Origin of the sequence: Streptomyces sp. NPDC085460 (assembly GCF_044541975.1) — a bacterium.
In the GTDB taxonomy this organism is placed as follows: domain Bacteria; phylum Actinomycetota; class Actinomycetes; order Streptomycetales; family Streptomycetaceae; genus Streptomyces.
Genome location: NZ_JBITTO010000010.1, coordinates 223,785 through 246,115, shown reverse-complemented (window position 1 = coordinate 246,115; position 22,331 = coordinate 223,785). Strand labels below are relative to the sequence as shown.

General features: G+C 72.0%; 20 protein-coding genes and 1 other RNA gene. 18 read left to right on the top strand and 3 right to left on the bottom strand.

Annotated elements, in window-relative coordinates; genetic code table 11:
* Positions 1-83 precede the first annotated feature (83 nt).
* Positions 84-1,247: a hypothetical protein gene (locus tag ACIGHB_RS26675; RefSeq protein WP_399916414.1), complete on the top strand. Its 1,164-nt coding sequence runs from the start codon at positions 84-86 to the stop codon at positions 1,245-1,247.
* A 124-nt stretch (positions 1,248-1,371) separates the two neighbouring features.
* Here ACIGHB_RS26675 and ACIGHB_RS26670 read toward each other — a convergent pair whose 3' ends face one another.
* Positions 1,372-1,554: a hypothetical protein gene (locus ACIGHB_RS26670; RefSeq protein ID WP_360320357.1), complete on the bottom strand. Its 183-nt coding sequence runs from the start codon at positions 1,552-1,554 to the stop codon at positions 1,372-1,374.
* 237 nt (positions 1,555-1,791) lie between these two features.
* On the opposite strand from ACIGHB_RS26670, the gene ftsE reads away from it, so the two are divergent.
* From ftsE to ssrA, 5 genes are all read left to right on the top strand, one after another.
* The gene (gene ftsE, locus ACIGHB_RS26665; RefSeq protein ID WP_360320360.1) at positions 1,792-2,481 is read left to right on the top strand and encodes a cell division ATP-binding protein FtsE; all 690 of its coding nucleotides are present in this window, start codon (positions 1,792-1,794) and stop codon (positions 2,479-2,481) included.
* A 21-nt stretch (positions 2,482-2,502) separates the two neighbouring features.
* A complete protein-coding gene (ftsX, locus tag ACIGHB_RS26660) occupies positions 2,503-3,420 on the top strand; it encodes a permease-like cell division protein FtsX (protein WP_360320363.1) in 918 nt (305 codons plus the stop codon).
* Positions 3,421-3,498: 78 nt separating this feature from the next.
* Positions 3,499-4,737 carry a S41 family peptidase gene (locus ACIGHB_RS26655; protein ID WP_399916411.1) on the top strand — a complete coding sequence of 413 codons (1,239 nt, stop codon included), beginning with the start codon at positions 3,499-3,501 and terminating at the stop codon, positions 4,735-4,737.
* An 18-nt stretch (positions 4,738-4,755) separates the two neighbouring features.
* Positions 4,756-5,295 carry an SsrA-binding protein SmpB gene (gene smpB, locus ACIGHB_RS26650; protein WP_360320369.1) on the top strand — a complete coding sequence of 180 codons (540 nt, stop codon included), beginning with the start codon at positions 4,756-4,758 and terminating at the stop codon, positions 5,293-5,295.
* 80 nt (positions 5,296-5,375) lie between these two features.
* Positions 5,376-5,744: a transfer-messenger RNA gene (ssrA, locus tag ACIGHB_RS26645) on the top strand.
* Between the two features lie 67 nt (positions 5,745-5,811).
* Here ssrA and ACIGHB_RS26640 read toward each other — a convergent pair.
* Positions 5,812-7,053 (bottom strand): MFS transporter, encoded by a 1,242-nt coding sequence (locus ACIGHB_RS26640; protein ID WP_399916409.1) that lies wholly within the window; start codon positions 7,051-7,053, stop codon positions 5,812-5,814.
* Positions 7,054-7,137: 84 nt separating this feature from the next.
* Between ACIGHB_RS26640 and ACIGHB_RS26635 the strand changes: the two genes are divergently transcribed.
* The 7 genes from ACIGHB_RS26635 to ACIGHB_RS26605 all read left to right on the top strand — a co-directional run bounded on the left by ACIGHB_RS26635 (position 7,138) and on the right by ACIGHB_RS26605 (position 16,251).
* Complete coding sequence (locus ACIGHB_RS26635) at positions 7,138-8,100, top strand: LysR family transcriptional regulator (RefSeq protein ID WP_399916407.1); 963 nt, start codon at positions 7,138-7,140, stop codon at positions 8,098-8,100.
* A 148-nt stretch (positions 8,101-8,248) separates the two neighbouring features.
* Positions 8,249-9,604, top strand: coding sequence for a nitrate/nitrite transporter (locus ACIGHB_RS26630; RefSeq protein WP_399916405.1), 1,356 nt, complete (start codon positions 8,249-8,251; stop codon positions 9,602-9,604).
* An 84-nt stretch (positions 9,605-9,688) separates the two neighbouring features.
* Complete coding sequence (locus ACIGHB_RS26625) at positions 9,689-10,831, top strand: uroporphyrinogen-III synthase (RefSeq protein ID WP_399916403.1); 1,143 nt, start codon at positions 9,689-9,691, stop codon at positions 10,829-10,831.
* A gap of 55 nt (positions 10,832-10,886) precedes the next feature.
* Complete coding sequence (locus ACIGHB_RS26620; RefSeq protein ID WP_360320384.1) at positions 10,887-11,405, top strand: GNAT family protein; 519 nt, start codon at positions 10,887-10,889, stop codon at positions 11,403-11,405.
* Positions 11,406-11,467: 62 nt separating this feature from the next.
* A complete protein-coding gene (locus tag ACIGHB_RS26615; RefSeq protein WP_399916401.1) occupies positions 11,468-13,756 on the top strand; it encodes a HelD family protein in 2,289 nt (762 codons plus the stop codon).
* A gap of 459 nt (positions 13,757-14,215) precedes the next feature.
* Positions 14,216-15,631 (top strand): NAD-dependent malic enzyme, encoded by a 1,416-nt coding sequence (locus ACIGHB_RS26610; protein WP_360320390.1) that lies wholly within the window; start codon positions 14,216-14,218, stop codon positions 15,629-15,631.
* A 338-nt stretch (positions 15,632-15,969) separates the two neighbouring features.
* Complete coding sequence (locus ACIGHB_RS26605; protein ID WP_017237029.1) at positions 15,970-16,251, top strand: HU family DNA-binding protein; 282 nt, start codon at positions 15,970-15,972, stop codon at positions 16,249-16,251.
* Positions 16,252-16,389: 138 nt separating this feature from the next.
* On the opposite strand, the gene murA is transcribed toward ACIGHB_RS26605, so the two are convergent.
* Positions 16,390-17,736 (bottom strand): UDP-N-acetylglucosamine 1-carboxyvinyltransferase, encoded by a 1,347-nt coding sequence (gene murA / locus ACIGHB_RS26600; RefSeq protein WP_360320393.1) that lies wholly within the window; start codon positions 17,734-17,736, stop codon positions 16,390-16,392.
* Between the two features lie 287 nt (positions 17,737-18,023).
* On the opposite strand from murA, the gene ACIGHB_RS26595 reads away from it, so the two are divergent.
* From ACIGHB_RS26595 to ACIGHB_RS26575, 5 genes are all read left to right on the top strand, one after another.
* Entirely contained in the window at positions 18,024-18,584 is a 561-nt protein-coding gene (locus ACIGHB_RS26595) for a YqgE/AlgH family protein (RefSeq protein WP_360320396.1), read from the top strand.
* 30 nt (positions 18,585-18,614) lie between these two features.
* Positions 18,615-18,905 (top strand): DUF3039 domain-containing protein, encoded by a 291-nt coding sequence (locus ACIGHB_RS26590; protein ID WP_037879418.1) that lies wholly within the window; start codon positions 18,615-18,617, stop codon positions 18,903-18,905.
* A gap of 313 nt (positions 18,906-19,218) precedes the next feature.
* On the top strand, positions 19,219-20,523 hold the full coding sequence (locus ACIGHB_RS26585) for an extracellular solute-binding protein (protein WP_360311991.1): 1,305 nt from the start codon (positions 19,219-19,221) through the stop codon (positions 20,521-20,523).
* A 5-nt stretch (positions 20,524-20,528) separates the two neighbouring features.
* Entirely contained in the window at positions 20,529-21,482 is a 954-nt protein-coding gene (locus ACIGHB_RS26580; RefSeq protein ID WP_360311993.1) for a sugar ABC transporter permease, read from the top strand.
* A complete protein-coding gene (locus tag ACIGHB_RS26575; protein WP_360311995.1) occupies positions 21,479-22,327 on the top strand; it encodes a carbohydrate ABC transporter permease in 849 nt (282 codons plus the stop codon). Before ACIGHB_RS26580 ends, ACIGHB_RS26575 begins: the two co-directional genes overlap by 4 nt.
* Positions 22,328-22,331 lie beyond the last annotated feature (4 nt).

Here is a 22,331-nt window from a genome sequence, read left to right as displayed (position 1 = left end):
GTCCAGTAACCATGACGCCTCCCGTGCCCGGGGCCCCTGGCGCTGCCCCATGACGAGATGAAGCTACTGGGGGTAGCAACCAGATGACCAACAAGACGCGAGTCCGCCTGGCGCGAGTCGCGGCCGGTGCCGTGATCATCGCCGGTGCGTCCCTGACCGCGGCGGGCGCCGCGCAGGCTGTCAGCAGCGGCAACGACGGTTCGACCCTTGAGGTGACCGTCGGCGCGCTGGGTGACAGCGACGGCAACACCAGCATCGGTGACATCGAGGGCGGCGAGAACGGCGGCACCACGACCGACGGTGGCGCGACCACCGACGGCGGTGCCACGACCGACGGCGGCGCCACCACCGATGGTGGTGCCACGACCGACGGTGGCGCGACCACCGATGGTGGTGCCACGACCGACGGCGGTGCCACCACCGATGGTGGTGCCACGACCGACGGCGGTGCCACCACCGATGGTGGTGCCACGACCGACGGCGGTGCCACGACCGACGGCGGCGCGACCACCGATGGTGGTGCCAGCACGGACGGTGGCGCTTCGACCGACGGTGGCGCGTCCACCGACGGTGGCGCCTCGACCGACGGTGGCGCGTCCACCGACGGCGGTGCCTCGACCGACGGTGGTGCCTCCACCGACGGTGGCGCGTCCACCGACGGCGGTGCCTCGACCGACGGTGGCGCGTCCACCGACGGCGGCAACTCGTCGAGCGGCTCGGACTCCGGTTCCAGCGGCAACGGCGGCAACGGCTCGGACAGCGGCTCCGGCAACGGCGGCAACGGCTCGAACGGCTCCGGCAACGGTGGCAACGGTTCGAACGGCTCCGGCAACGGTGGCAACGGTTCGAACGGCTCCGGCAACGGCTCCGACAGCGGCTCCGGCAACGGCAGCGGCTCCGGCTCCGGCTCGGACTCCGGTTCCACCACCACGACCGGCGGCTCGACCGACGGTGGCTCCGCCACCGACGGCGGCTCCGGCAACTGCACCGTCGAGCTCGACGGCGTCGAGTGCGTCGCCGACGGCTCGACCGGTTCCAACGGTTCGACCGGCTCCAACAACAACACCGACACCCAGCAGGCCGGCTCCCAGCCGGTCCAGCAGGGCGAGGCCAAGGAGGAGCTCGCCGAGACCGGTGCGGCCGAGACCTCGTTCCTGATCATCGGCGCCGCCACCATGATCGCCGGCGGCATCGGCTTCCGCTTCCTCCCGCGCCTCGTCGCGGGCGGGCGCGGCGCCGCCGCCTGAGTGACCTAGCGGTACACAGAAGGGCCGGGGAGGCTTTCCTCCCCGGCCCTTCGACCGTTTCCGGCTCGTGTACGGCTTTCCCGGGCTTTCCCCGGCCCTCCGCGGCCCCAGGGGCCGGTGAGGGCTACACCGCGCGGACCGCCGCCAGCAGCGCCAGCGTCGCCAGCAGGGCGATCACCAGCGTCAGTACCATCGCGGGGGACAGCCCCTGAGGCTCCAGGCGCTCACGGTTGGCCCGGCAGACGGGGCAGCGACCCTCGGCGACCGGGGCCGCGCAGTTGGCGCACACCAGTCGGTCGTAGGTCATACGCTCTCCTCCTCCCGCACGGGGCTCACACCAGGACAACGTCCGGAAGGATCCGGACGTTCCCCCTACCACTCTGCCAGCTTCGCGAGGTTCCGGCGCGCCCCGGCCGCGAACGCCTCTCTCCCGCCCCGAAGGGCCAAAAAGGATAAAGCGCGCAAGCCCGGAGCGCGACTGCGCGGGGCTTCCCGGTTCGCGTAAGGTCACGCACACCTACTCCCGGCCGACCGTGGTGCATCCGTGATCCGATTCGACAACGTCTCCAAGTCCTATCCGAAGCAGAACCGCCCCGCGCTCCGGGAAGTCTCCCTGGAGATCGAGAAGGGGGAGTTCGTCTTCCTCGTCGGTTCGTCCGGCTCCGGAAAGTCGACCTTCCTCCGGCTGCTCCTGCGTGAGGAGCGCGCCAGCCATGGGCAGGTGCACGTCCTCGGCAAGGACCTCGCCAGGCTGTCCAACTGGAAGGTGCCGCACATGCGGCGCCAGCTCGGGACCGTCTTCCAGGACTTCCGCCTGCTGCCGAACAAGACCGTCGCGCAGAACGTGGCCTTCGCGCAGGAGGTCATCGGCAAGCCGCGCGGCGAGATCCGCAAGGCCGTCCCCCAGGTCCTCGACCTGGTCGGTCTCGGCGGCAAGGAGGACCGCATGCCGGGCGAGCTGTCCGGTGGTGAGCAGCAGCGCGTCGCCATCGCCCGCGCCTTCGTCAACCGCCCGATGCTGCTGATCGCCGACGAGCCCACCGGCAACCTCGACCCGCAGACCTCCGTCGGCATCATGAAGCTGCTCGACCGCATCAACAGGACAGGGACCACCGTCGTCATGGCGACCCACGACCAGAACATCGTCGACCAGATGCGCAAGCGCGTCATCGAGCTGGAGAAGGGCCGCCTCGTCCGCGACCAGGCGCGCGGCGTCTACGGCTACCAGCACTGACGGCGGGGGAACCAGAACACCATGCGCGCTCAGTTCGTGCTCTCCGAGATCGGCGTCGGTCTCCGGCGCAACCTGACGATGACCTTCGCGGTCATCGTCTCCGTGGCCCTGTCGCTGGCCCTCTTCGGCGGTGCCCTGCTCATGCGCGAGCAGGTCTCCACGATGAAGGACTACTGGTACGACAAGGTCAACGTCTCCATCTTCCTCTGCAACAAGACGGACGCCGCGGGCTCGCCGAAGTGCGCCAAGGGCGCCGTCACCAAGCAGCAGCGCGAGCAGATCCAGGCCGATCTCAAGGACATGGACATCGTGGAGAACGTCATCCACGAGACGGCCGAGGAAGCCTTCAAGCACTACAAGGAGCAGTACGGCGACACCGCCATCGCCTCCGTCATCACCCCGGACCAGATGCAGGAGTCGATCCGGGTGAAGCTGAAGGACCCGGAGAAGTACCAGGTGGTCGCCACCGCCTTCGCCGGCCGGGACGGCATCGAGTCCGTCCAGGACCAGCGCTCCATCCTTGAGACGCTCTTCAACATGATGCGGAGCGTCAACTACGCGGCCGTCGCGCTGATGCTCCTCATGCTGGTCATCGCGCTCATGCTGATCATCAACACGGTCCGCGTCTCGGCCTTCAGCCGCCGCCGCGAGACCGGCATCATGCGGCTGGTCGGCGCCTCCAGCTTCTACATCCAGATGCCGTTCATCATGGAGGCCGCGTTCTCCGGCCTGATCGGCGGCGCCTTCGCCTGCGTGCTGCTCCTCGCCGGCCGGTACTTCCTCGTCGACCACGGCCTGAACCTCGCCGAGCAGATGCCGCTCGTGAACTTCATCGGCTGGGACGTGGTCTTCGCCCAGCTGCCGCTGGTGATCGTCATCGGCCTGCTGATGCCGTCCGTGGCGGCGTTCATCGCGCTGCGCAAGTACCTGAAGGTGTGAGAAGAGACCTTCGGTGGTGGATGGCGTCCTGAGGCCAAAGCCTCAGGGGCGCCGCCGCCTTGTCCTAGAGTGGGCGCCATGCCGGCCGGCCCCGTGCCCCTCTGTCTCCGGCCCCGCGGTGTCGTCCGCGGGGCCGTTCTCACGCTGGTCTTCGCCGGAGTCCTCGCCACCGCCGCCGCGACCGGCGCGCTCCCCCGGGAGGACGGTGCCGGGCCGGAGCCCCGGGCCGGCGCCGGGGACCGGGCCGTCTACGACCGGGCGGCCCTGCACCGCGCCGCCGCCGAGGCCGCCGCCGACGGCAAGTCGGGCAAGCAGGCCGCCGAGGAGTTCGTCAGCCGCAGCGGCGACCGCTGGGGCGCGGTCTACGACCCGCGGGAGTACGCCGAGTTCGAGCGGTCCCTCGACGGCGCCTACACCGGCGTCGGCCTCTCCGCGGGGACGGCGGACCGCGAGCAGGGCCGTACGCCCCCCGAGGACGGGGACAGGGCCCGGGACGGGGACAGGAACGGGGCCGGGGACGGTGGAGTCCGGGTCACCCGGGTGCGGGACGGCGGGCCCGCCGCGCGGGCCGGGGTGCGGAGCGGCGACCTGCTGCTCGCCGTCGACGGACGCGAGACCGACGGCCTGTCCGTCTCCGAGGTCGTCTCCCTGCTGCGCGGCGACGGCGTGCCCGGCTCCACCGTGACCCTCAGGGTCGGGCGGTCCGGCATGACCTGGACCCAGACCCTGCGCCGGGAGCGGCTCGCGACCGATCCCGTCACGGTCTCCCGCCCCGACCCGCGGACCGTCGTCATCCGGGTCGCCGCCTTCAGCAAGGGCGCCGGTGAGCGGGTGCGGGAGGCGGTCCGTACCGCCCCGGCCGGCGCGGGCGTCCTGCTCGACCTGCGCGGGAACTCCGGCGGACTCGTCGACGAGGCGGCCGCCGCCGCCTCCGCCTTCCTCGACGGCGGACTGGTCGCCACGTACGACGTCGAGGGCGAGCAGCGCTCCGTGTACGCGGAGCGGGGCGGCGACACCGGCCGGCCCCTGGTCGCGCTGATCGACGGCGGGACGATGAGCGCGGCCGAGCTGCTCACCGGGGCGCTCCAGGACCGGGGCCGGGCGGTCACCGTCGGCTCCAGGACCTTCGGCAAGGGATCGGTGCAGATGCCGAGCACCCTGCCCGACGGCTCGGTGGCCGAGCTGACCGTGGGCCACTACCGCACCCCGGCCGGGCACGACGTAGACGGCCGGGGCATCGCGCCCGACCTGCCGGCCGGGGAAGCGGCGGAGGAGCGGGCCCGCACGGTATTGAGTGGCCTCGGAGGGGGCTCGTAGTGCGAAAATGACCGCACTATGGCTAAGGGACTCGTCAACGTGCAGGGCAAGCCTGCCAAGAAGGCCCAGGACAAGGGGCCGGAGCGCAAGCTCATCGCGCAGAACAAGAAGGCGCGCCACGACTACCTCATCCTCGACACGTACGAGGCGGGCGTGGCGCTCATGGGTACGGAGGTGAAGTCGCTCCGGATGGGGCGGGCCTCGCTGGTGGACGGCTTCGTCCAGATCGAGGGCCATGAGGCGTGGCTGTACAACATCCACGTCCCCGAGTACATGCAGGGCAGCTGGACCAACCACTCGGCGAAGCGGAAGCGGAAGCTGCTGCTGCACCGGGCGGAGATCGACAAGCTGGAGCAGAAGGCGTCGGAGACGGGTCACACGATCGTGCCCCTCGCGCTGTACTTCCTGGGCGGCCGGGTGAAGTGCGAGATCGCGCTCGCCAAGGGCAAGAAGGAGTTCGACAAGCGCCAGACGCTCCGCGAGAAGCAGGACACGCGCGAGACCGCGCGGGCGATCGCGGCGGCGAAGCGGCGCCAGCGGGCCGCCCAGGCGCGTTAATCCGCTGGCAACCGTGGCCGCCGGTCACGTACGATGGGCAGCGCACCCCACCGAGGGCGCGTCTTTTGAAAAAACAACATGGGGATGATCGGTTTCGACAGCGGATGTCGAAGCAGGGGAAGCGTGTCGAGGAAGCGGCAATGATCTCGTAAACCACGCGCCGAAACCAATAATCGCCAACACCAAGCGCGATTCCTTCGCCCTCGCTGCCTAAGTAGCGACTTGCGAAGTGTCAGCCCGGGGCTGTTCCCGACCCGGATCCTGGCATCATGAAGGGGACTAAACCTTGATCCCGGTCACGGGGTGAAGAGGGAAATCACACAGTGACTGAGCCCGTTCCGGACTTGTCTGGGTGATCCGGAGGGCTGAGAAACTCGTACCAGACTGCACACGGAGAAGCCCTGGTTCCGCACCGTTGGACGCGGGTTCGATTCCCGCCATCTCCACTCATCCCATGTGGGCAGAGGCCCGGTGGTCGCGCGAGCGACCGCCGGGCCTCTGTCGTTCCCGCGTCCCCTACCGAGCCCGGCGGCCGACGCCGGTCGCCGCGCACAGCGCGAGCGCCACGGCCGCCGCCGTCACCGGGAGGGCGAAGCCGAGGAGCGGGGTCGGGGCGTGGTCGGCGGTCCAGCCGGCGGTGGCGGAGCCCGTGGCGATGCCCGCCAGGAGGGCGGTCACCGCCAGGGTCATGCCCTCGTTCAGCTGGGCGGGCGGGGTCAGCCGCTGGACCAGGGCCATGCCCGTGACCATCGTCGGCGCGGTCGCCATGCCCGCCACGAGAAGACCCGCGGCCAGCGCCAGGAGGGAGCCCGTCGAGGCGGCGAGCAGCGGGGCCGCCATCACCACCGTCATCGCCGCCAGGCAGGCGCGCAGGCCCGCGGTGCGGCGGGCCCGGCCGTAGAGCAGGCCGGCCGCGCAGGAGCCCGCCGCCTGGAGCGCCAGGACGGGGCCCGCGACCGGGCCGTCCACGAACGCCAGCGCCGTCACCTCCATCGAACCGAAGATCGCGCCGGTGGCGACGAAGACCACGAGCAGCGGGACCATCCCCGGCGCCCGCAGCGGCGAGCCCGCCGCCGTGCGCGGGGCCACCGGCGGCTCGGTCGCGCGCTGGGCGGTGAAGAGCAGCACCCCGGTGAGCAGCAGGACGGCGGCCACCAGCGTGCCCGCCTCCGGGAAGAGCGCCGAGCAGACCACCGCCGCGAGCACCGGGCCGAGCATGAAGCACAGTTCGTCGGCGGCCTGCTCGAAGGCGTTCGCGGTGTGCAGCGCCGCCGGGTCGCCGCGCAGCAGGTGCGCCCACCGGGCCCGGGACATGCCGCCCGTGTTCGGGGTCGTGGCGGTCAGCGCGATCGCGCTGAACAGCGCCCACGCGGGCGCGTGCCCCCGGACGCACAGCAGGAGCAGCACATGCCCGAGGACGGCGACGGCGGCGGCCGGCACGGCGACCGCGGCCTGTCCGTGCCGGTCGATCAGCCGGGCGGTCCAGGGCGCCGTCAGCGCCCCCGCCACCAGGCCGGTCGCGGTGACCGCACCCGCCAGGGCGTAGGAGTCGTACGCCGCCGAGATCATGATCACCGCGCTGATGCCGAACATGCCCGAGGGCAGCCGGGCGATCAGGTTCCCGGCGGTGAACGCGCGCGTGCCGGGGAGGGCGAAGAGACGGAGGTACGGGTTGCGGGGGAGCGCGGCGGGGCGCTCGCGGTAGCGGGGGGCCAGGCCCGGGCCCGCAGGGGTGGGGACGAGAAGCTGGTGCGGCATGGGACCAGGCTCGGGCCCGCCCGCCGGGACCGTCCAACACCTGTACGGTCGCCATTCACGCACCTGTGTTGTTGAATGCGGCGGGTGGTCACACCGTACGACATCGAACCCCGGCTGCTGCGCGCCTTCACCGCCGTCGCGGAGGAACTGCACTTCACGCGCGCCGCCGGCCGCCTCTTCGTCGCCCAGCAGGCGCTCAGCCGGGACATCCGGCGCCTGGAGCGCGAGGTGGGCGCCCCGCTCTTCGCGCGGACGACCCGGCAGGTCGCCCTCACCCCGGACGGCGAACGGCTCCTCCCGTACGCCCGGCGGGTCCTCGACGCCCACGACGCGCTCCGCGACGCCTTCGGGACCGAGCACCGGCCGCTCCTCGTCGACCTCAACTCGCCCGGCCTCGTCCACGACCGCATCCTGCGCCGCGCCCGCGAACTCGCCCCCGAACAGGAGCTGATGGCCCGCTTCGAGTCCGGGCTCACCGGCGCCGCGGGAGAGATCCTGGCCGGACGCCTCGACGCCTCCTTCGGACGGTACGGCGGACTCGCGCCGGGCCTGCGGGCCCGGCTCGACGCGCAGTTCGTGCGGTACGAGCCGATGGCGGTCGTCCTGCCCGAGGACCACCCGCTCGCCGGACTGCCCGAGGTGCCGCTCGGCCGGCTCGCCGGCGAACACCTCTACGCCGGCGCGGGCAACGACCGCACCCCCGAGTGGACCGACCTGGCCGTCCGGCTCTTCGACGGGCGCGGCATCCACCTCTCGCCGCCCGCGCCGCTCGCCGTCGGACAGGAGGAGTTCCGGCGGATCATGGCCAAGCACCGGCACCCGGTCCTCGCCGTCGTCGGCTTCCCGCCCATGCCCGGCTGCGTCCTGCGGCCCCTCGTCGACCCCGTCCCCCTCTCGCCCGTCAGCCTCGTCTGGCGCAAGGGCCTGCGCCACCCCGGCCTCGACGCCCTCCGCGCGGCCGCCGCCGAACTGGGGGAGCGGGAGGGCTGGCGCGACCGGCCGGCCGGCTCCTGGCTGCCCGAGGGGGAGCCCGGGGTGCCGGGGTAGCCCCGCCGCGGCGCTCACACGGCCCCCCTCGTACGGGTGAGAGCACGGTTCCGCCGACGTCACCTCGCGGCACGGCCCTGAAACGCGGCCTGCCTAGGGTCGGGGGCACCAGGATCCGGAAGTGGATCCGACACCGTGGAGGTGCGAGATGCGCGGGCGCTGGATCGACGTCTGGGAACCGGAGGACGAGACCTTCTGGAAGGAGAAGGGCGAGCGGATCGCCCGTCGCAACCTCGTCTTCTCCGTCCTCTCCGAGCACATCGGCTTCTCCATCTGGAGCCTGTGGTCCGTCATGGTCCTCTTCATGGGGCCGGAGTACGGCATCGACCCCGCCGGGAAGTTCTTCCTCATCGGCACCGCCACCCTCGTCGGTGCGCTGATCCGCATCCCGTACACCTTCGTCGTCGCCCGCTTCGGCGGCCGCAACTGGACCGTCTTCAGCGCCCTGTTGCTGCTCCTGCCGACCGGTCTCGCCTTCGCCGTGATGGAACCCGGCACGTCCTATTCCACCTTCGTCCTGGTGGCGGCCCTCACGGGCGTCGGTGGCGGCAACTTCGCCTCCTCCATGACCAACATCAACGCCTTCTTCCCGCTCCGGAAGAAGGGCTGGGCGCTCGGCCTGAACGCCGGCGGCGGCAACATCGGCGTCCCCGTCGTCCAGCTCGTCGGCCTCCTCGTCATCGGCACCGCGGGGGCCATGCACCCGAGGATCGTGCTCGGCGTCTACCTGCCGCTGATCATCGTCGCGACCGTCTGCTCCGCGCTCTTCATGGACAACCTCACGCCCGTGAAGAACGACACCGGGGCCTTCCGCGAGGCCGTCCGGGCCCGCCACACCTGGATCATGGCGTTCCTGTACATCGGGACCTTCGGCTCCTTCATCGGCTACAGCTTCGCCTTCGGCCTCGTCCTCCAGACCCAGTTCGGCCGCACCCCGCTCCAGGCCGCCTCGCTCACCTTCATCGGCCCCCTGCTCGGCTCCCTGATCCGCCCCTTCGGCGGCTCCCTCGCCGACAAGCACGGCGGCGCCCGCATCACCCTCGCCACCTTCGCCGCCATGTCCGCCGCGACCGGTGTCGTGATCTGGGCCTCCGTCATCGAGTCGCTCACCGTCTTCCTCGTCGGCTTCATCGCCCTCTTCGTCCTCAGCGGCCTCGGCAACGGCTCCACCTTCAAGATGATCCCGGCGATCTTCCTCGCCCAGGGGCACCGCAAGGGCCTGAGCGGCGAGACCGCCGAGGCGTACGGACGGCGGCTCTCCGGCGCCTCCATGGGCCTCATCGGGGCCGTCGGAGGCATCGGCGGCCTCGGCATCAACCTCGCCTTCCGGCAGTCCTTCCAGACCGTCGGCACCGGCACCGGCGCCTTCGTCGCCTTCCTCGCCTTCTACGCCGCCTGCATGGCCGTCACCTGGGCGGTATACCTTCGGCGCCCGCCCGTGGTCCCCGACACCGCGGAGGGCGCGGAGGACCCGGAGACCCGGCCCGGCTACGCGAAGGTGTGAGACGGGGTGCCGGGCGCGTACCGTAACGACCAGGAAATACGCGTGAACCCCGACCGTCACGCGTCCGCGCCACCCTCGATGCCCATGGACCAGCACGAACACGGACCCCTGGCCGGCTTCACCGTCGGCGTCACCGCGGCCCGGCGCGCGGACGAACTCATCGCCCTGCTGCGCCGGCGCGGCGCGGCCGTCGTGCACGGGCCCGCGCTGCGGATCGTCCCCCTCGCCGACGACACCGAACTCCTCACCGCCACCAAGGAGATCATCGGCAACACGCCGGACGTCGTCGTCGCCACCACCGCGATCGGCTTCCGCGGGTGGGTCGAGGCGGCCGAGGGCTGGGGGTACGGCACCGAACTCCTCGACGCGCTGCGCGGGGTCGAACTCCTCGCCCGCGGACCCAAGGTCAAGGGAGCCGTACGGGCCGCCGGACTCACCGAGTCCTGGTCGCCCTCCTCCGAGTCCATGGCCGAGGTCCTCGACCGGCTCCTCGCCGAAGGCGTCGCCGGGCGGCGGATCGCCCTCCAGCTCCACGGCGAACCGCTCCCCGGCTTCGTCGAGGCGCTCACCGCGGCCGGGGCGAGCGTGGTGGGCGTGCCCGTCTACCGGTGGATGCCGCCGGAGGACCTCGGGCCGCTCGACCGGCTCATCGACGCGGTGGTGGCCGGCTCCGTCGACGCGGTCGCCTTCACCAGCGCCCCGGCGGCGGCGTCGCTCTTCGCGCGGGCGGCGGAGCGGGGGGTACGGGAGCGGGTCGTCGAGGCGCTGCGGCACGAGACGCTCGCGGTGTGCGTGGGGCCGGTGACGGCGCTGCCGCTCCAGGCCGAGGAGATCCCGACGTACCAGCCCGAACGGTTCCGGCTCGGTCCGCTCGTGCAGCTCCTCTGCACCGAGCTGCCCGCGCGGTCCCGGGTGCTGCCCGTCGCCGGCCACCGCGTCGAGATCCGGGGCCACGCGGTCCTGGTCGACGGGGCGCTGCGGCCCGTGCCGCCGGCCGGGATGGCGCTGCTCGGGCTGCTGGCCCGGCGGCCCGGCTGGGTGGTGTCCCGCGCGGACCTGCTGCGGGCGCTGCCGGGGGCGGGGCGCGACGAGCACGCGGTCGAGACGGCGATGGCGCGGCTGCGGGCGTCGCTCGGCACGCCGAAGCTCATCCAGACGGTCGTCAAACGCGGCTACCGGCTGTCGCTGGACCCGCTGGCGGAGGACGGGGAGGGCGGCGGGGGGTAGGCCCGCGACGGTACGGCGGGCGCGGCGTGGAGCGGGGCGGCGGTAGCGTACGGGCATGGTTGACGGGGTCATGGTCAGGGAAGCGGTCGCCGGGGACGCGCACGCGCTCGCCGACGCGCTCACGCGGAACCGCGCGCACATGCGGGCGTACGAGCCCGTCAGGGCGGAGGCGTACTACACCGCGGAGGCGCAGGCCGAGCGGCTGGCGGACGGCGGGCGGCGGTGGTTCGCCGTCGACGGGGAGCGGATCGTCGGCGCCGCAATCCTCTCCGGCATCGTGCTCGGGCCGTTCCGCAGCGCCAGCCTCGGGTACTGGGTCGACGGCGAGTACAACGGGCGGGGCATCGCCACCACGCTCACCGAGGAGGTCCTGCGGGCCTCCCGCGACACGCTCGGCCTGCACCGCATCGAGGCGTGCGCCATGCCCGACAACCACGCCTCCCAGCGCGTCCTCGCCAAAAGCGGGTTCGAGCGGATCGGGACCGCGCCCCGGTACCTGCACATCGCCGGCGCCTGGCGCGACCACCACCTCTTCCAGCGGATCCTGCACGACGAGGCGCCGCCCCTCGCCTGACACGGCGGCCACCGGTGGCGTACCTTTGACGGCTGCCCAGTGCACGTCAGAAGGGGGCCCGAGTGGCCGCGCAGGAAGCCGTCGACACGGTCAGAGACCGTGAGATCGGCGTCGAGCAGGAACATCTGGACCAGGTCTACCGCCGCCTGGAGGAGAAGATCCACGAGGCGGAGTTCCTGATGAACGACGCCGCTCAGAAGGGGCACGTCGGCACGCCCGGCGCCCTGGCCGAGCGCGACGCCCAGGTATTCCGCGCCGGAGTCCACCTCAACCGGCTCAACAACGAGTTCGAGGACTTCCTGTTCGGCCGGATCGACCTGCTGGACGGGAAGGACGGGGTGAAGGGGCCGGACGGCGCCTACACGTCCGTGGAGCCCGCCGACGACGCCATCCGGCCCGACAACACCGCCGACATCGGCGAGACCCTGCACATCGGCCGCATCGGCGTCCTGGACGCCGACTACTCCCCGCTCGTCATCGACTGGCGCGCCCCCGCCGCCGCGCCCTTCTACCGGTCCACGCCCGTCGAGCCGGGCCGGGTCGTCCGCCGCCGGGTCATCCGGTCGAAGGGGCGCCGGGTCCTCGGCGTCGAGGACGACCTGATGCGCCCCGAGCTGAAGGCGAGCCTGCGCGGCGCCGAACTGCCGGTGATCGGCGACGGCGCGCTGATGGCCGCCCTCGGGCAGGCCCGCTCCCACACCATGCGGGACATCGTCTCGTCCATCCAGGCCGAGCAGGACCTCGTCATCCGCGCGCCCGCCGCCTCCGTCACGTACGTCGAGGGCGGGCCGGGCACCGGGAAGACCGCCGTGGCGCTGCACCGGGCCGCGTACCTGCTCTACCAGGACCGCAGGCGGTACGCCGGCGGCATCCTGATCGTCTCGCCGACCCCGCTGCTCGTCTCGTACACCGAGGGCGTGCTGCCCTCCCTGGGCGAGGAGGGGCAGGTCGCCATCCGGGCGCTCGGCGATCTCGCCGAGGACGCGGCCGGGAGCGTGGCCGATACCTACGACGAGCCCGCCGTCTCCCGGATCAAGGGGTCGTCGCGGATGCTCGCCGTGCTCCGCAAGGCCGCCCGAGGCGCCCTGGACCGGCCCGACACGCCGAAGCTGCTCCGCGTCGTCGCCTTCGGGCGGCGGCTCGAACTGGAGGAGGGCGAGCTGCGGCGGATCCGGCAGAACGTGCTCTCCGGCACCGCGCCCGTCAACCTGCTGCGCCCGCGCGCCCGCCGGCTCCTCCTCGACGCCCTGTACGCCCGCTCGGGCGCGGCCGGACGGCACAGCGACCCGGAGCTCGCCGCCGAGCTGCGCTCCTCCTTCGACGAGGACGTCTCCACCGAGGACTCCTTCCTCGGCTTCCTCGACGCCTGGTGGCCGGAGCTGACCCCGCGCCAGGTCCTCGACGCCATGGCCGACGAGAAGCGGCTCGGCCGCTGGGCCCGCCGGGTCCTCAACCCGGGCGAGGTCCGCCGGATCGCCCGCTCGCTGCGCCGCCCGGGCGTCTCCGTCCACGACGTGGCCCTCCTGGACGAGCTGCACACCCTGCTCGGCGCCCCGGCCCGGCCGAAGCGGAAGCGGGAGTACGACCCGCTGGACCAGCTGACCGGCCTGGAGGAGCTGATGCCGGTACGGGAGGAGACCCAGCGCGAACGGGCCGAGCGGCTCGCCGCCGAGCGCACCGAGTACGCCCACGTCATCGTCGACGAGGCGCAGGACCTGACGCCCATGCAGTGGCGGATGGTCGGCCGGCGCGGCCGGCACGCCACCTGGACGATCGTCGGCGACCCGGCCCAGTCCTCCTGGTCCGACCCCGACGAGGCCGCCGCCGCCCGGGACGAGGCGCTGGGCTCCCGGCCGCGCCGCCGCTTCGAGCTGACGGTGAACTACCGGAACCCGGCCGAGATCGCCGAGCTGGCCGCCAAGGTCCTCGCCCTCGCCATGCCGGGCAAGGAGTCGCCGAAGGCGGTCCGCTCGACCGGCGTCGAGCCGCGCTTCGTCGCCGTCGCCAAGGGCGGCGATCTGGCCGGAACCGTGCGGTCCGAGGCGGAGCGGCTGCTCGCCGAGGTCGAGGGCACGGTCGGCGTGGTCGTCGCCATGGACCGCCGGGCGGAGGCCGCCCGCTGGCTCGGCGGCCTGGGCGACCGGGTGGTGGCGCTGGGCTCGCTGGAGGCGAAGGGCCTGGAGTACGACGCCACCCTGGTCGTCTCCCCGGCCGAGATCGCCGACGAGTCCCCGGCGGGGCTGCGCGTCCTGTACGTCGCCCTCACCCGTTCGACACAGGCGCTCACGGTGCTCTCGGGGGAGCGCGACCTGCCGGACGAGGCGGGCGTCCCGGACCTGCTGAGGGACTGAGCGGAGGGCCGGACCTCCTGAGGGACCGAGCGGGGGGCCGGACGGGCTCCCCGGGGCGGATCCAGGGGCCGGACGGGGGTGTCCCGGTGGCGAATTCAGGTCAACACGCGCCGGGGGAATCACCTTCGCGGAGGCTTTGTTAGCCTTGTCCGTGACACCGGCTCGATCCAAGCCCCCGGGCCCAACCTTCGTCCCTCAGAGGGACCACTTGCCGCGAGGCGAGCATGGCGGGTCGGTGTCACTTAGACATACATACGAAGTTGGGGCCCCGGTCGTCTTCCGATGACCGGGGCCCCTTCTGTTGTTCGCACGACTCTCGTATGGTGGAAACTACTTTCCGAAAACAAAATGACCGCATTACCTGCTACCGGCAGGTAGGTGCGACGATCGGAGGGCGCCGCCAGGCAACGAGCCGGGGCGGCGTAGCAACGAAGCTAGGGAAAGCAGAGGAACCCGGCCATGGCAACGGCGCCCAGCGTCTCGTACTCGATGACGGTCCGGCTGGAGGTGCCCGCGAGCGGCACCGCGGTCTCGCAGCTCACGGCGGCGGTCGAGTCCCACGGAGGTTCCGTCACCGGCCTCGACGTCACGGCCTCGGGGCACGAGAAGCTCCGGATCGACGTCACCATCGCCGCGACCTCCACCGCGCACGCCGACGAGATCGTCGAGCGGCTGCGGGACATCGAGGGCGTCGTCCTCGGCAAGGTCTCCGACCGTACGTTCCTGATGCACCTCGGCGGCAAGATCGAGATGGCGTCCAAGCACCCCATCCGCAACCGTGACGACCTGTCCATGATCTACACCCCGGGCGTCGCCCGCGTGTGCATGGCGATCGCCGAGAACCCCGAGGACGCCCGCCGCCTCACCATCAAGCGCAACTCGGTCGCGGTCGTCACCGACGGCTCCGCCGTCCTCGGCCTCGGCAACATCGGCCCCAAGGCCGCGCTGCCCGTCATGGAGGGCAAGGCGGCCCTCTTCAAGCGCTTCGCCGGCATCGACGCCTGGCCGATCTGCCTGGACACCCAGGACACCGACGAAATCGTCGCCATCGTCCGTGCGATCGCCCCCGGCTTCGCGGGCATCAACCTGGAGGACATCTCCGCGCCCCGCTGCTTCGAGATCGAGGCCCGGCTCCGCGAGGCCCTGGACATCCCGGTCTTCCACGACGACCAGCACGGCACCGCGATCGTCGTCCTCGCCGCTCTCACCAACGCGCTCCGCGTGGTCGGCAAGGGCGTCGGGGACGTACGGGTCGTCATGTCCGGCGCCGGCGCGGCCGGTACGGCCATCCTGAAGCTGCTGCTCGCCGCCGGTGTGAAGCACGCCGTCGTCGCCGACATCCACGGCGTCGTCCACGCGGGCCGCGAGGACCTGGTGGCCGCCCCGGCCGACTCGCCGCTGCGCTGGATCGCCGACAACACCAACCCCGAGGGCGTCACCGGCACCCTCAAGCAGGCCGTCGTCGGCGCGGACGTGTTCATCGGCGTGTCGGCCCCGAACCTGCTGGGCGCGGAGGACGTGGCCGCGATGGCCGAGGACTCCATCGTGTTCGCGCTCGCGAACCCCGACCCGGAGGTCGACCCGGCCGCCGCCCGGCAGACCGCCGCCGTGGTCGCCACCGGCCGCTCGGACTTCCCGAACCAGATCAACAACGTGCTGGTCTTCCCCGGCGTCTTCCGCGGTCTGCTCGACGCCCAGTCCCGCACGGTCAACACCGAGATGATGCTCGCCGCCGCCAGCGCCCTCGCGGACGTCGTCACCGAGGACGAGCTGAACCCGAACTACATCATCCCGTCGGTCTTCAACGACAAGGTCGCGGGCGCCGTCGCCGGGGCGGTCCGCACCGCCGCGAAGGCCGCGGGCGCCGGCGCCTGACGTCACCGGGGAGCGGTACCCCGAGCGTGTCGCGATTCGCGGAGCCGTAAACCCGCCTTTAGGGTGGCTTTTCGGCTCCGCACCGTTTGCGGGGAGTCGACGCTACGTCACCACCAGGGGGCTCCGGCGCTTTTCGTGTGACCCCAGGGGGTGCCGGATTGGCGTTCCCGCCGCTGGTGGGGGCAGGATGCTCCCCCGAGGACTTCGTCCAGGGGGGAACCCCCAGGGCGCGAGGGATCCACGAGAGGCAGCCCCGGTTCCGGGGACTGTCCGAGGCCCCTGGCAGCATCGGCTTCGATCTCACGCCTCACAGGCAAGAAGAACACGGGAGTAACAACATGAACCGCAGTGAGCTGGTGGCCGCGCTGGCCGACCGCGCCGAGGTGACCCGCAAGGACGCCGACGCCGTGCTGGCCGCCCTCGCCGAGACCGTCGGCGAGGTCGTCGCCAAGGGCGACGAGAAGGTCACCATCCCCGGCTTCCTGACCTTCGAGCGCACCCACCGTGCCGCTCGCACCGCTCGTAACCCGCAGACCGGCGACCCGATCAACATCCCGGCCGGCTACAGCGTGAAGGTCTCCGCGGGCTCGAAGCTCAAGGAAGCCGCCAAGGGCAAGTAAGCGGCCTGTAGGCGCGCGAAAGGGCGGTCACCCCTCCAGGGGTGGCCGCCCTTCCGTTCGTCCGGGAGAAGGCCCCGCAGGGCCTTCCAGGGCCTGGAGACGCCCCGAGGGCGTCTCCAGGCCACGTGGCCCGTGTGGCTAGACCAGCGCGCTGCCCGGCAGCTCGACCTTCGCGCCGAGCTCCACGAGCTTCTCCATGAAGTTCTCGTAGCCGCGGTTGATCAGCTCGATGCCGTGCACCCGCGAGGTGCCCTGGGCGGCGAGGGCCGCGATCAGGTACGAGAAGCCGCCGCGCAGGTCCGGGATGACCAGGTCGGCGCCCTGGAGCCGGGTGGGGCCGCTGACGACCGCCGAGTGGAGGAAGTTCCGCTGGCCGAAGCGGCAGTCGGAGCCGCCCAGGCACTCGCGGTACAGCTGGATGTGGGCACCCATCTGGTTCAGCGCCGAGGTGAAGCCCAGCCGGGACTCGTACACCGTCTCGTGGACGATGGAGAGGCCGGACGCCTGGGTCAGGGCGACGACCAGGGGCTGCTGCCAGTCGGTCTGGAAGCCCGGGTGGACGTCGGTCTCCAGGTGGATCGCGTTCAGCGAGCCGCCCGGGTGCCAGAAGCGGATGCCCTCGTCGTCGATCTCGAAGGCGCCGCCGACCTTCCGGTACGTGTTGAGGAAGGTCATCATCGAGCGCTGCTGGGCGCCGCGCACGTAGATGTTGCCCTCGGTGGCGAGCGCCGCGGACGCCCAGGAGGCGGCCTCCAGGCGGTCCGGGAGGGCCCGGTGGGTGTAGCCGTCGAGCTTGTCGACACCGGTGATCCGGATGGTCCGGTCGGTGTCCATGGAGATGATCGCGCCCATCTTCTGCAGGACGCAGATCAGGTCCTCGATCTCGGGCTCCACGGCCGCGTTCGACAGCTCGGTGACGCCGTCCGCGAGGACCGCCGTGAGCAGCACCTGCTCGGTCGAGCCGACCGAGGGGTACGGGAGGCGGATCTTGCAGCCGCGAAGGCGCTGCGGGGCCTCCAGGTACTGCCCGTCGGCCCGCTTCTCGATGGTCGCGCCGAACTGGCGGAGCACGTCGAAGTGGAAGTCGATCGGCCGGCCGCCGATGTCGCAGCCGCCCAGGCCGGGGATGAACGCGTGGCCGAGGCGGTGCAGCAGCGGGCCGCAGAAGAGGATCGGGATGCGCGACGAGCCGGCGTGGGCGTCGATGTCGGCGACGTTGGCGGACTCGACGTGCGTCGGGTCGAGCACCAGCTCGCCGGGCTCCTCGCCGGGCCGGACCGTCACTCCGTGCAGCTGGAGCAGTCCGCGGACGACGCGGACGTCACGGATGTCGGGCACGTTGCGCAGTCTGCTGGGGCCGCTGCCGAGCAGGGCGGCGACCATCGCCTTGGGCACGAGGTTCTTCGCGCCGCGAACGCGGATTTCGCCTTCCAGCGGGGTTCCGCCATGGACGAGCAGTACATCATGGCTGTCTGTGCCGGTCATGAATCTCGCGTTCCGGAGTCGTCGGTCGGGTGGCCAGAGAAAAGGGTAAGGGGCCATTGGACCCTGATCGGGCCGGTCGGGGTGCCTGGCAGATGTAATGAATTCGGCACAACACCCTCCGTTTCCGCGATCTTGCGGACTGTCACCGTCCGGTTGTTCGGGCGGGGCGGTCGGGGGCGTCCTGTCCCGCCCCTCCCGACCTGCGAGGCTCGTCCCGCCTCCACCGCTTTCCCGGCATCGTGCCCGAGAACCCCCGCGACGGCCGAAGATGCGGGATCATGTGTCGCATGACCGAGGTGTCCTCGCTCACAGGACGGCTGCTCGTGGCCACCCCCGCCCTCGCGGACCCGAACTTCGACCGCGCGGTGGTGCTGCTGCTCGACCACGACGACGAGGGCTCGCTCGGCGTCGTCCTCAACCGGCCCACCCCCGTCACCGTCGGCGACGTGCTCGCCCCCTGGGCGGGTCTCGCCGGCGAGCCGGGCGTCGTCTTCCAGGGCGGGCCGGTCTCCCTCGACGCGGCCCTCGGCCTCGCCGTCATCCCCGGCGACGAGGGGCCGCTCGGCTGGCGCCGGGTCTTCGGCGCGATCGGACTCGTCGACCTGGAGACCCCGCCCGAGCTCCTCGGACCCGCCCTCGGCGCGCTCCGCATCTTCGCCGGGTACGCCGGCTGGGGCCCCGGCCAGCTGGAGACCGAACTGACCGAGGGTGCCTGGTACGTCGTCGAGTCCGAGCCCGGCGACGTCTCCTCGCCGACCCCCGAGACCCTCTGGCGCCAGGTCCTCCGCCGGCAGCGCGGCGAGCTCGCGATGATCGCGACCTACCCGGACGACCCGTCGCTCAACTGAGGCCCGCCGCTCCCAGTACCCTTGGGTGCCATGAGCACTCTCGAGCCCGAGCGCGGGGCAGGTACGGGGACCCTCGTCGAGCCGACGCCGCAGGTGTCCCACGGTGACGGCGACCACGAGCGCTACGCCCATTACGTCCAGAAGGACAAGATCATGGCGAGTGCCCTCGACGGCACTCCCGTCGTCGCCCTCTGCGGGAAGGTCTGGGTGCCGGGGCGCGACCCCAAGAAGTACCCCGTCTGCCCCATGTGCAAGGAGATCTACGAGTCCATGGGCTCGGGTGGCGACAAGGACAAGGACAAGGGCGGCAAGGGGAAGTAACCCCTCTCCGGTCCCGTCGGGAACGGCCCCCGTCACGCGCACCAGCGGTGCGCGCGACGGGGGCCGTTTCGCGTTTCCGGGGCCGCGCGGACGCGCTTCCGGGGGCCGTGCGGGAGGCCGGGCCGGGAGCGAACGGGAGGCCGGGCCGGGCCGTGCCGCACGCCGCTCCGGGCCCGCGCGGGACGCCGCGCCCCGGCCCGAAGTGGTCGAGACCTCTTGTCGTGATCGCCGGGCGCGCCTAACCTCACCGCTGTTGTTGTGCACTGCGAAACGCCCGTTGCGTATGTTGCAACGCTTGCTCGGAGGGGAACCCATGAAGCTTCCTGCCCGGATCACCGCCCCCGTCGCCCTGCCGCTCGCCGCCCTCGTCCTGGCCGCCTGCGCGCCCCAGACCTCCGCCCCCGCCGCCGGCGGGGACGAGAAGAGCGGCACCCTGCGCGTCTGGCTCTTCCAGGAGGTCGCCAACCAGCCCAAGGAGAAGGTCGTCGACAAGGCCGTCGCCGCCTTCGAGAAGAAGCACCCCGGCGCCGACGTCGAGGTCGAGTACATCCCCGTCGAGACCCGCGCCCAGCGCGTCAAGGCGGCCTTCAACGACCCGAAGTCCGCCCCCGACGTCATCGAGTTCGGCAACACCGACACCGCCGGCTACGTCAAGGACGGCGGACTCGCCGACGTCACCGCCGAGTTCTCCGCCTGGGACCAGGCCGCCGACACCGACCCCACCGCCCGGGAGTCCGTCACCGTCGGCGGCAAGGTCTACGGCGCCCCGCTCTTCGTCGGCGTCCGCGCGCTCTACTACCGCACCGACGTCTTCCGCGAGCACGGCCTCACCGCCCCCAAGACCCAGGACGAGCTCGTCGCGACCGCGAGGAAGATCCGCAAGGCCGAGCCCGAGCTGTACGGCATCGCCGTCGGCGGCGCCTACACCTACGGCGCCCTGCCCTTCGTCTGGGCCGCCGGCGGCGACCTCGCCACCGAGGACGGCTCCGGCGCCTACAAGGCGGCGCTCACCTCCGAGGCCGCCCTCAAGGGCCTCGGCACCTACACCTCGCTCCTCGCCGACGACAACTGCCCGGCCGCCACCTGCGCCCAGATGGGCGGCAACGCCACCGTCACCGCCTTCGCCGCCGGCAAGGCCGGCATGGCCATCGGCGGCGACTTCAGCCACGCGGCCGTCGAGGCGGGCCAGGTCAAGGGCAAGTACGCGGTCGTCCCGCTGCCCGGCACCACCCCCGGCTCCATCGCCCCCGCCTTCGCCGGCGGCAACAACGTCGGCGTCCTCAAGTCCACCTCGCACCGCACCCTCGCCGTGGAGCTGATGAAGAGCCTCACCGGCAAGGAGACCCAGGCCGAACTCTTCGACGCGATGGGCTTCCTGCCCACCTTCACCGACGTCCGCACCGCCGCCGCCGAGCGCAAGCCCTTCGTGAAGCCCTTCATCGACACCCTCGCCGCCGGCACGAAGTTCGTCCCCGCCACCGCCGCCTGGGGCCGCGTCGACTCCTCGCTCGTCGTCCCCACGATGCTCCAGGAGATCGCCAGCGGCCGGAAGGACGTCAAGACCGCCGCCGCCGACGCGGCGAAGAAGATGGACGCGGCCTTCGCCGAGGCGGGCTGACCCGCATGACGCTCACCGCCCCCGCCCCGCCCGCCCCGGCGGACGCCCCGAAGCGCCCCGCGCGCCGCCCCCGGAGCCGTACCGGCACCTCCGCCTGGACCCCCTGGCTCTACCTCCTGCCCGCCCTCGCCGTCCTCGGCGCCCTCCTCGTCTACCCCGTCTACCAGCTCGGCCTGATCTCCTTCCTGGAGTACACCCAGGCCCAGGTCAGCGGCGGCGAACCCACCTCCTTCCAGGGCCTCGGCAACTACACGGCCCTCTTCACCGACCCGCAGTTCCGGCAGGTCCTGCTCGCCACCGTCGTCTTCGCCGCCGCCTGCGTGGCCGGCACCCTCGCCGTCGGCTGCGCCCTCGCCGTCCTCCTCACCCGGGTACGGGCGCTGCCCCGGCTCGCCCTGATGCTCGCCGCGCTCGGCGCCTGGGCCACCCCCGCCGTCACCGGCTCCACCGTCTGGGTCTTCCTCTTCGACGCCGACTTCGGACCCGTCAACAAGCTCCTCGGCCTCGGCGACTTCTCCTGGACCTACGGGCGGTACAGCGCCTTCGCGCTGGTCCTCCTCGAAGTCGTCTGGTGCTCGTTCCCCTTCGTGATGGTCACCGTCTACGCCGGCATCCGGGCCGTCCCCACCGAGGTCCTGGAGGCCGCCGCCCTCGACGGCGCGTCCCAGTGGCGGATCTGGCGCACCGTGACCGCGCCACTGCTCCGCCCGATCCTCGCCGTCGTCACCATCCAGTCCGTCATCTGGGACTTCAAGGTGTTCACCCAGATCTACGTGATGACCAACGGAGGCGGCATCGCCGGCCAGAACCTCGTCCTCAACGTCTACGCCTACCAGCAGGCGTTCGCCTCCTCCCAGTACAGCCTGGGCGCGGCGATCGGCGTCGTCATGCTCCTGCTCCTGCTCGCCGTGACCCTGGTGTACCTGCGGCTGCTGCGCCGCCAGGGGGAGGACCTGTGACCACCTTCCGGATACCCGGCGTCCGCCGCCCCGGGCGGCTGCTCGCCGAGGCGGCGGCCCTGCTCACCGCCGTCGTCGTCGCCTTCCCGCTGTACTGGATGGTCCTCTCGGCCTTCAAGCCGGCCGGCGAGATCCAGTCCACCGAGCCCCGGCCGTGGACGCTCGCGCCGTCGCTCGACTCCTTCCGGCGCGTCTTCGAACAGCAGGACTTCGGGCGCTACTTCCTCAACAGCCTGATGGTGGCGACCGCCGTGGTGCTCGCCTCCGCCGTCATCGCCTTCCTCGCGGCGGTCGCGGTCACCCGCTTCCGCTTCCGGTTCCGCACCACCCTCCTGATCATGTTCCTGGTGGCGCAGATGGTGCCGGTCGAGGCGCTGACCATCCCGCTCTTCTTCCTCATGCGGGACGCCGGGCTCCTCAACACCCTCGGCTCGCTCGTCCTGCCGCACATCGCCTTCTCGCTGCCGTTCGCCGTCTGGATGCTGCGCGGCTTCGTCCGGGCCGTGCCGGAAGCCCTGGAGGAGCAGGCCCGCATCGACGGGGCGAGCCACGCCCGCTTCCTCTGGACGATCCTCTTCCCGCTGGTCCTGCCGGGACTCGTGGCGACGAGCGTCTTCTCGTTCATCTCGACCTGGAACGACTTCCTCTTCGCCAAGTCGTTCCTCATCAGCGACACCTCGCAGTCCACCCTCCCGATGGCGCTGCTGGTCTTCTTCAAGCCCGACGAGAACGACTGGGGAGGAATCATGGCCGGGTCGACCGTGATGACGATCCCGGTGCTCGTCTTCTTCGTACTCGTACAGCGCCGCCTGGTCTCCGGACTGGGCGGGGCGGTGAAGGACTGACGTG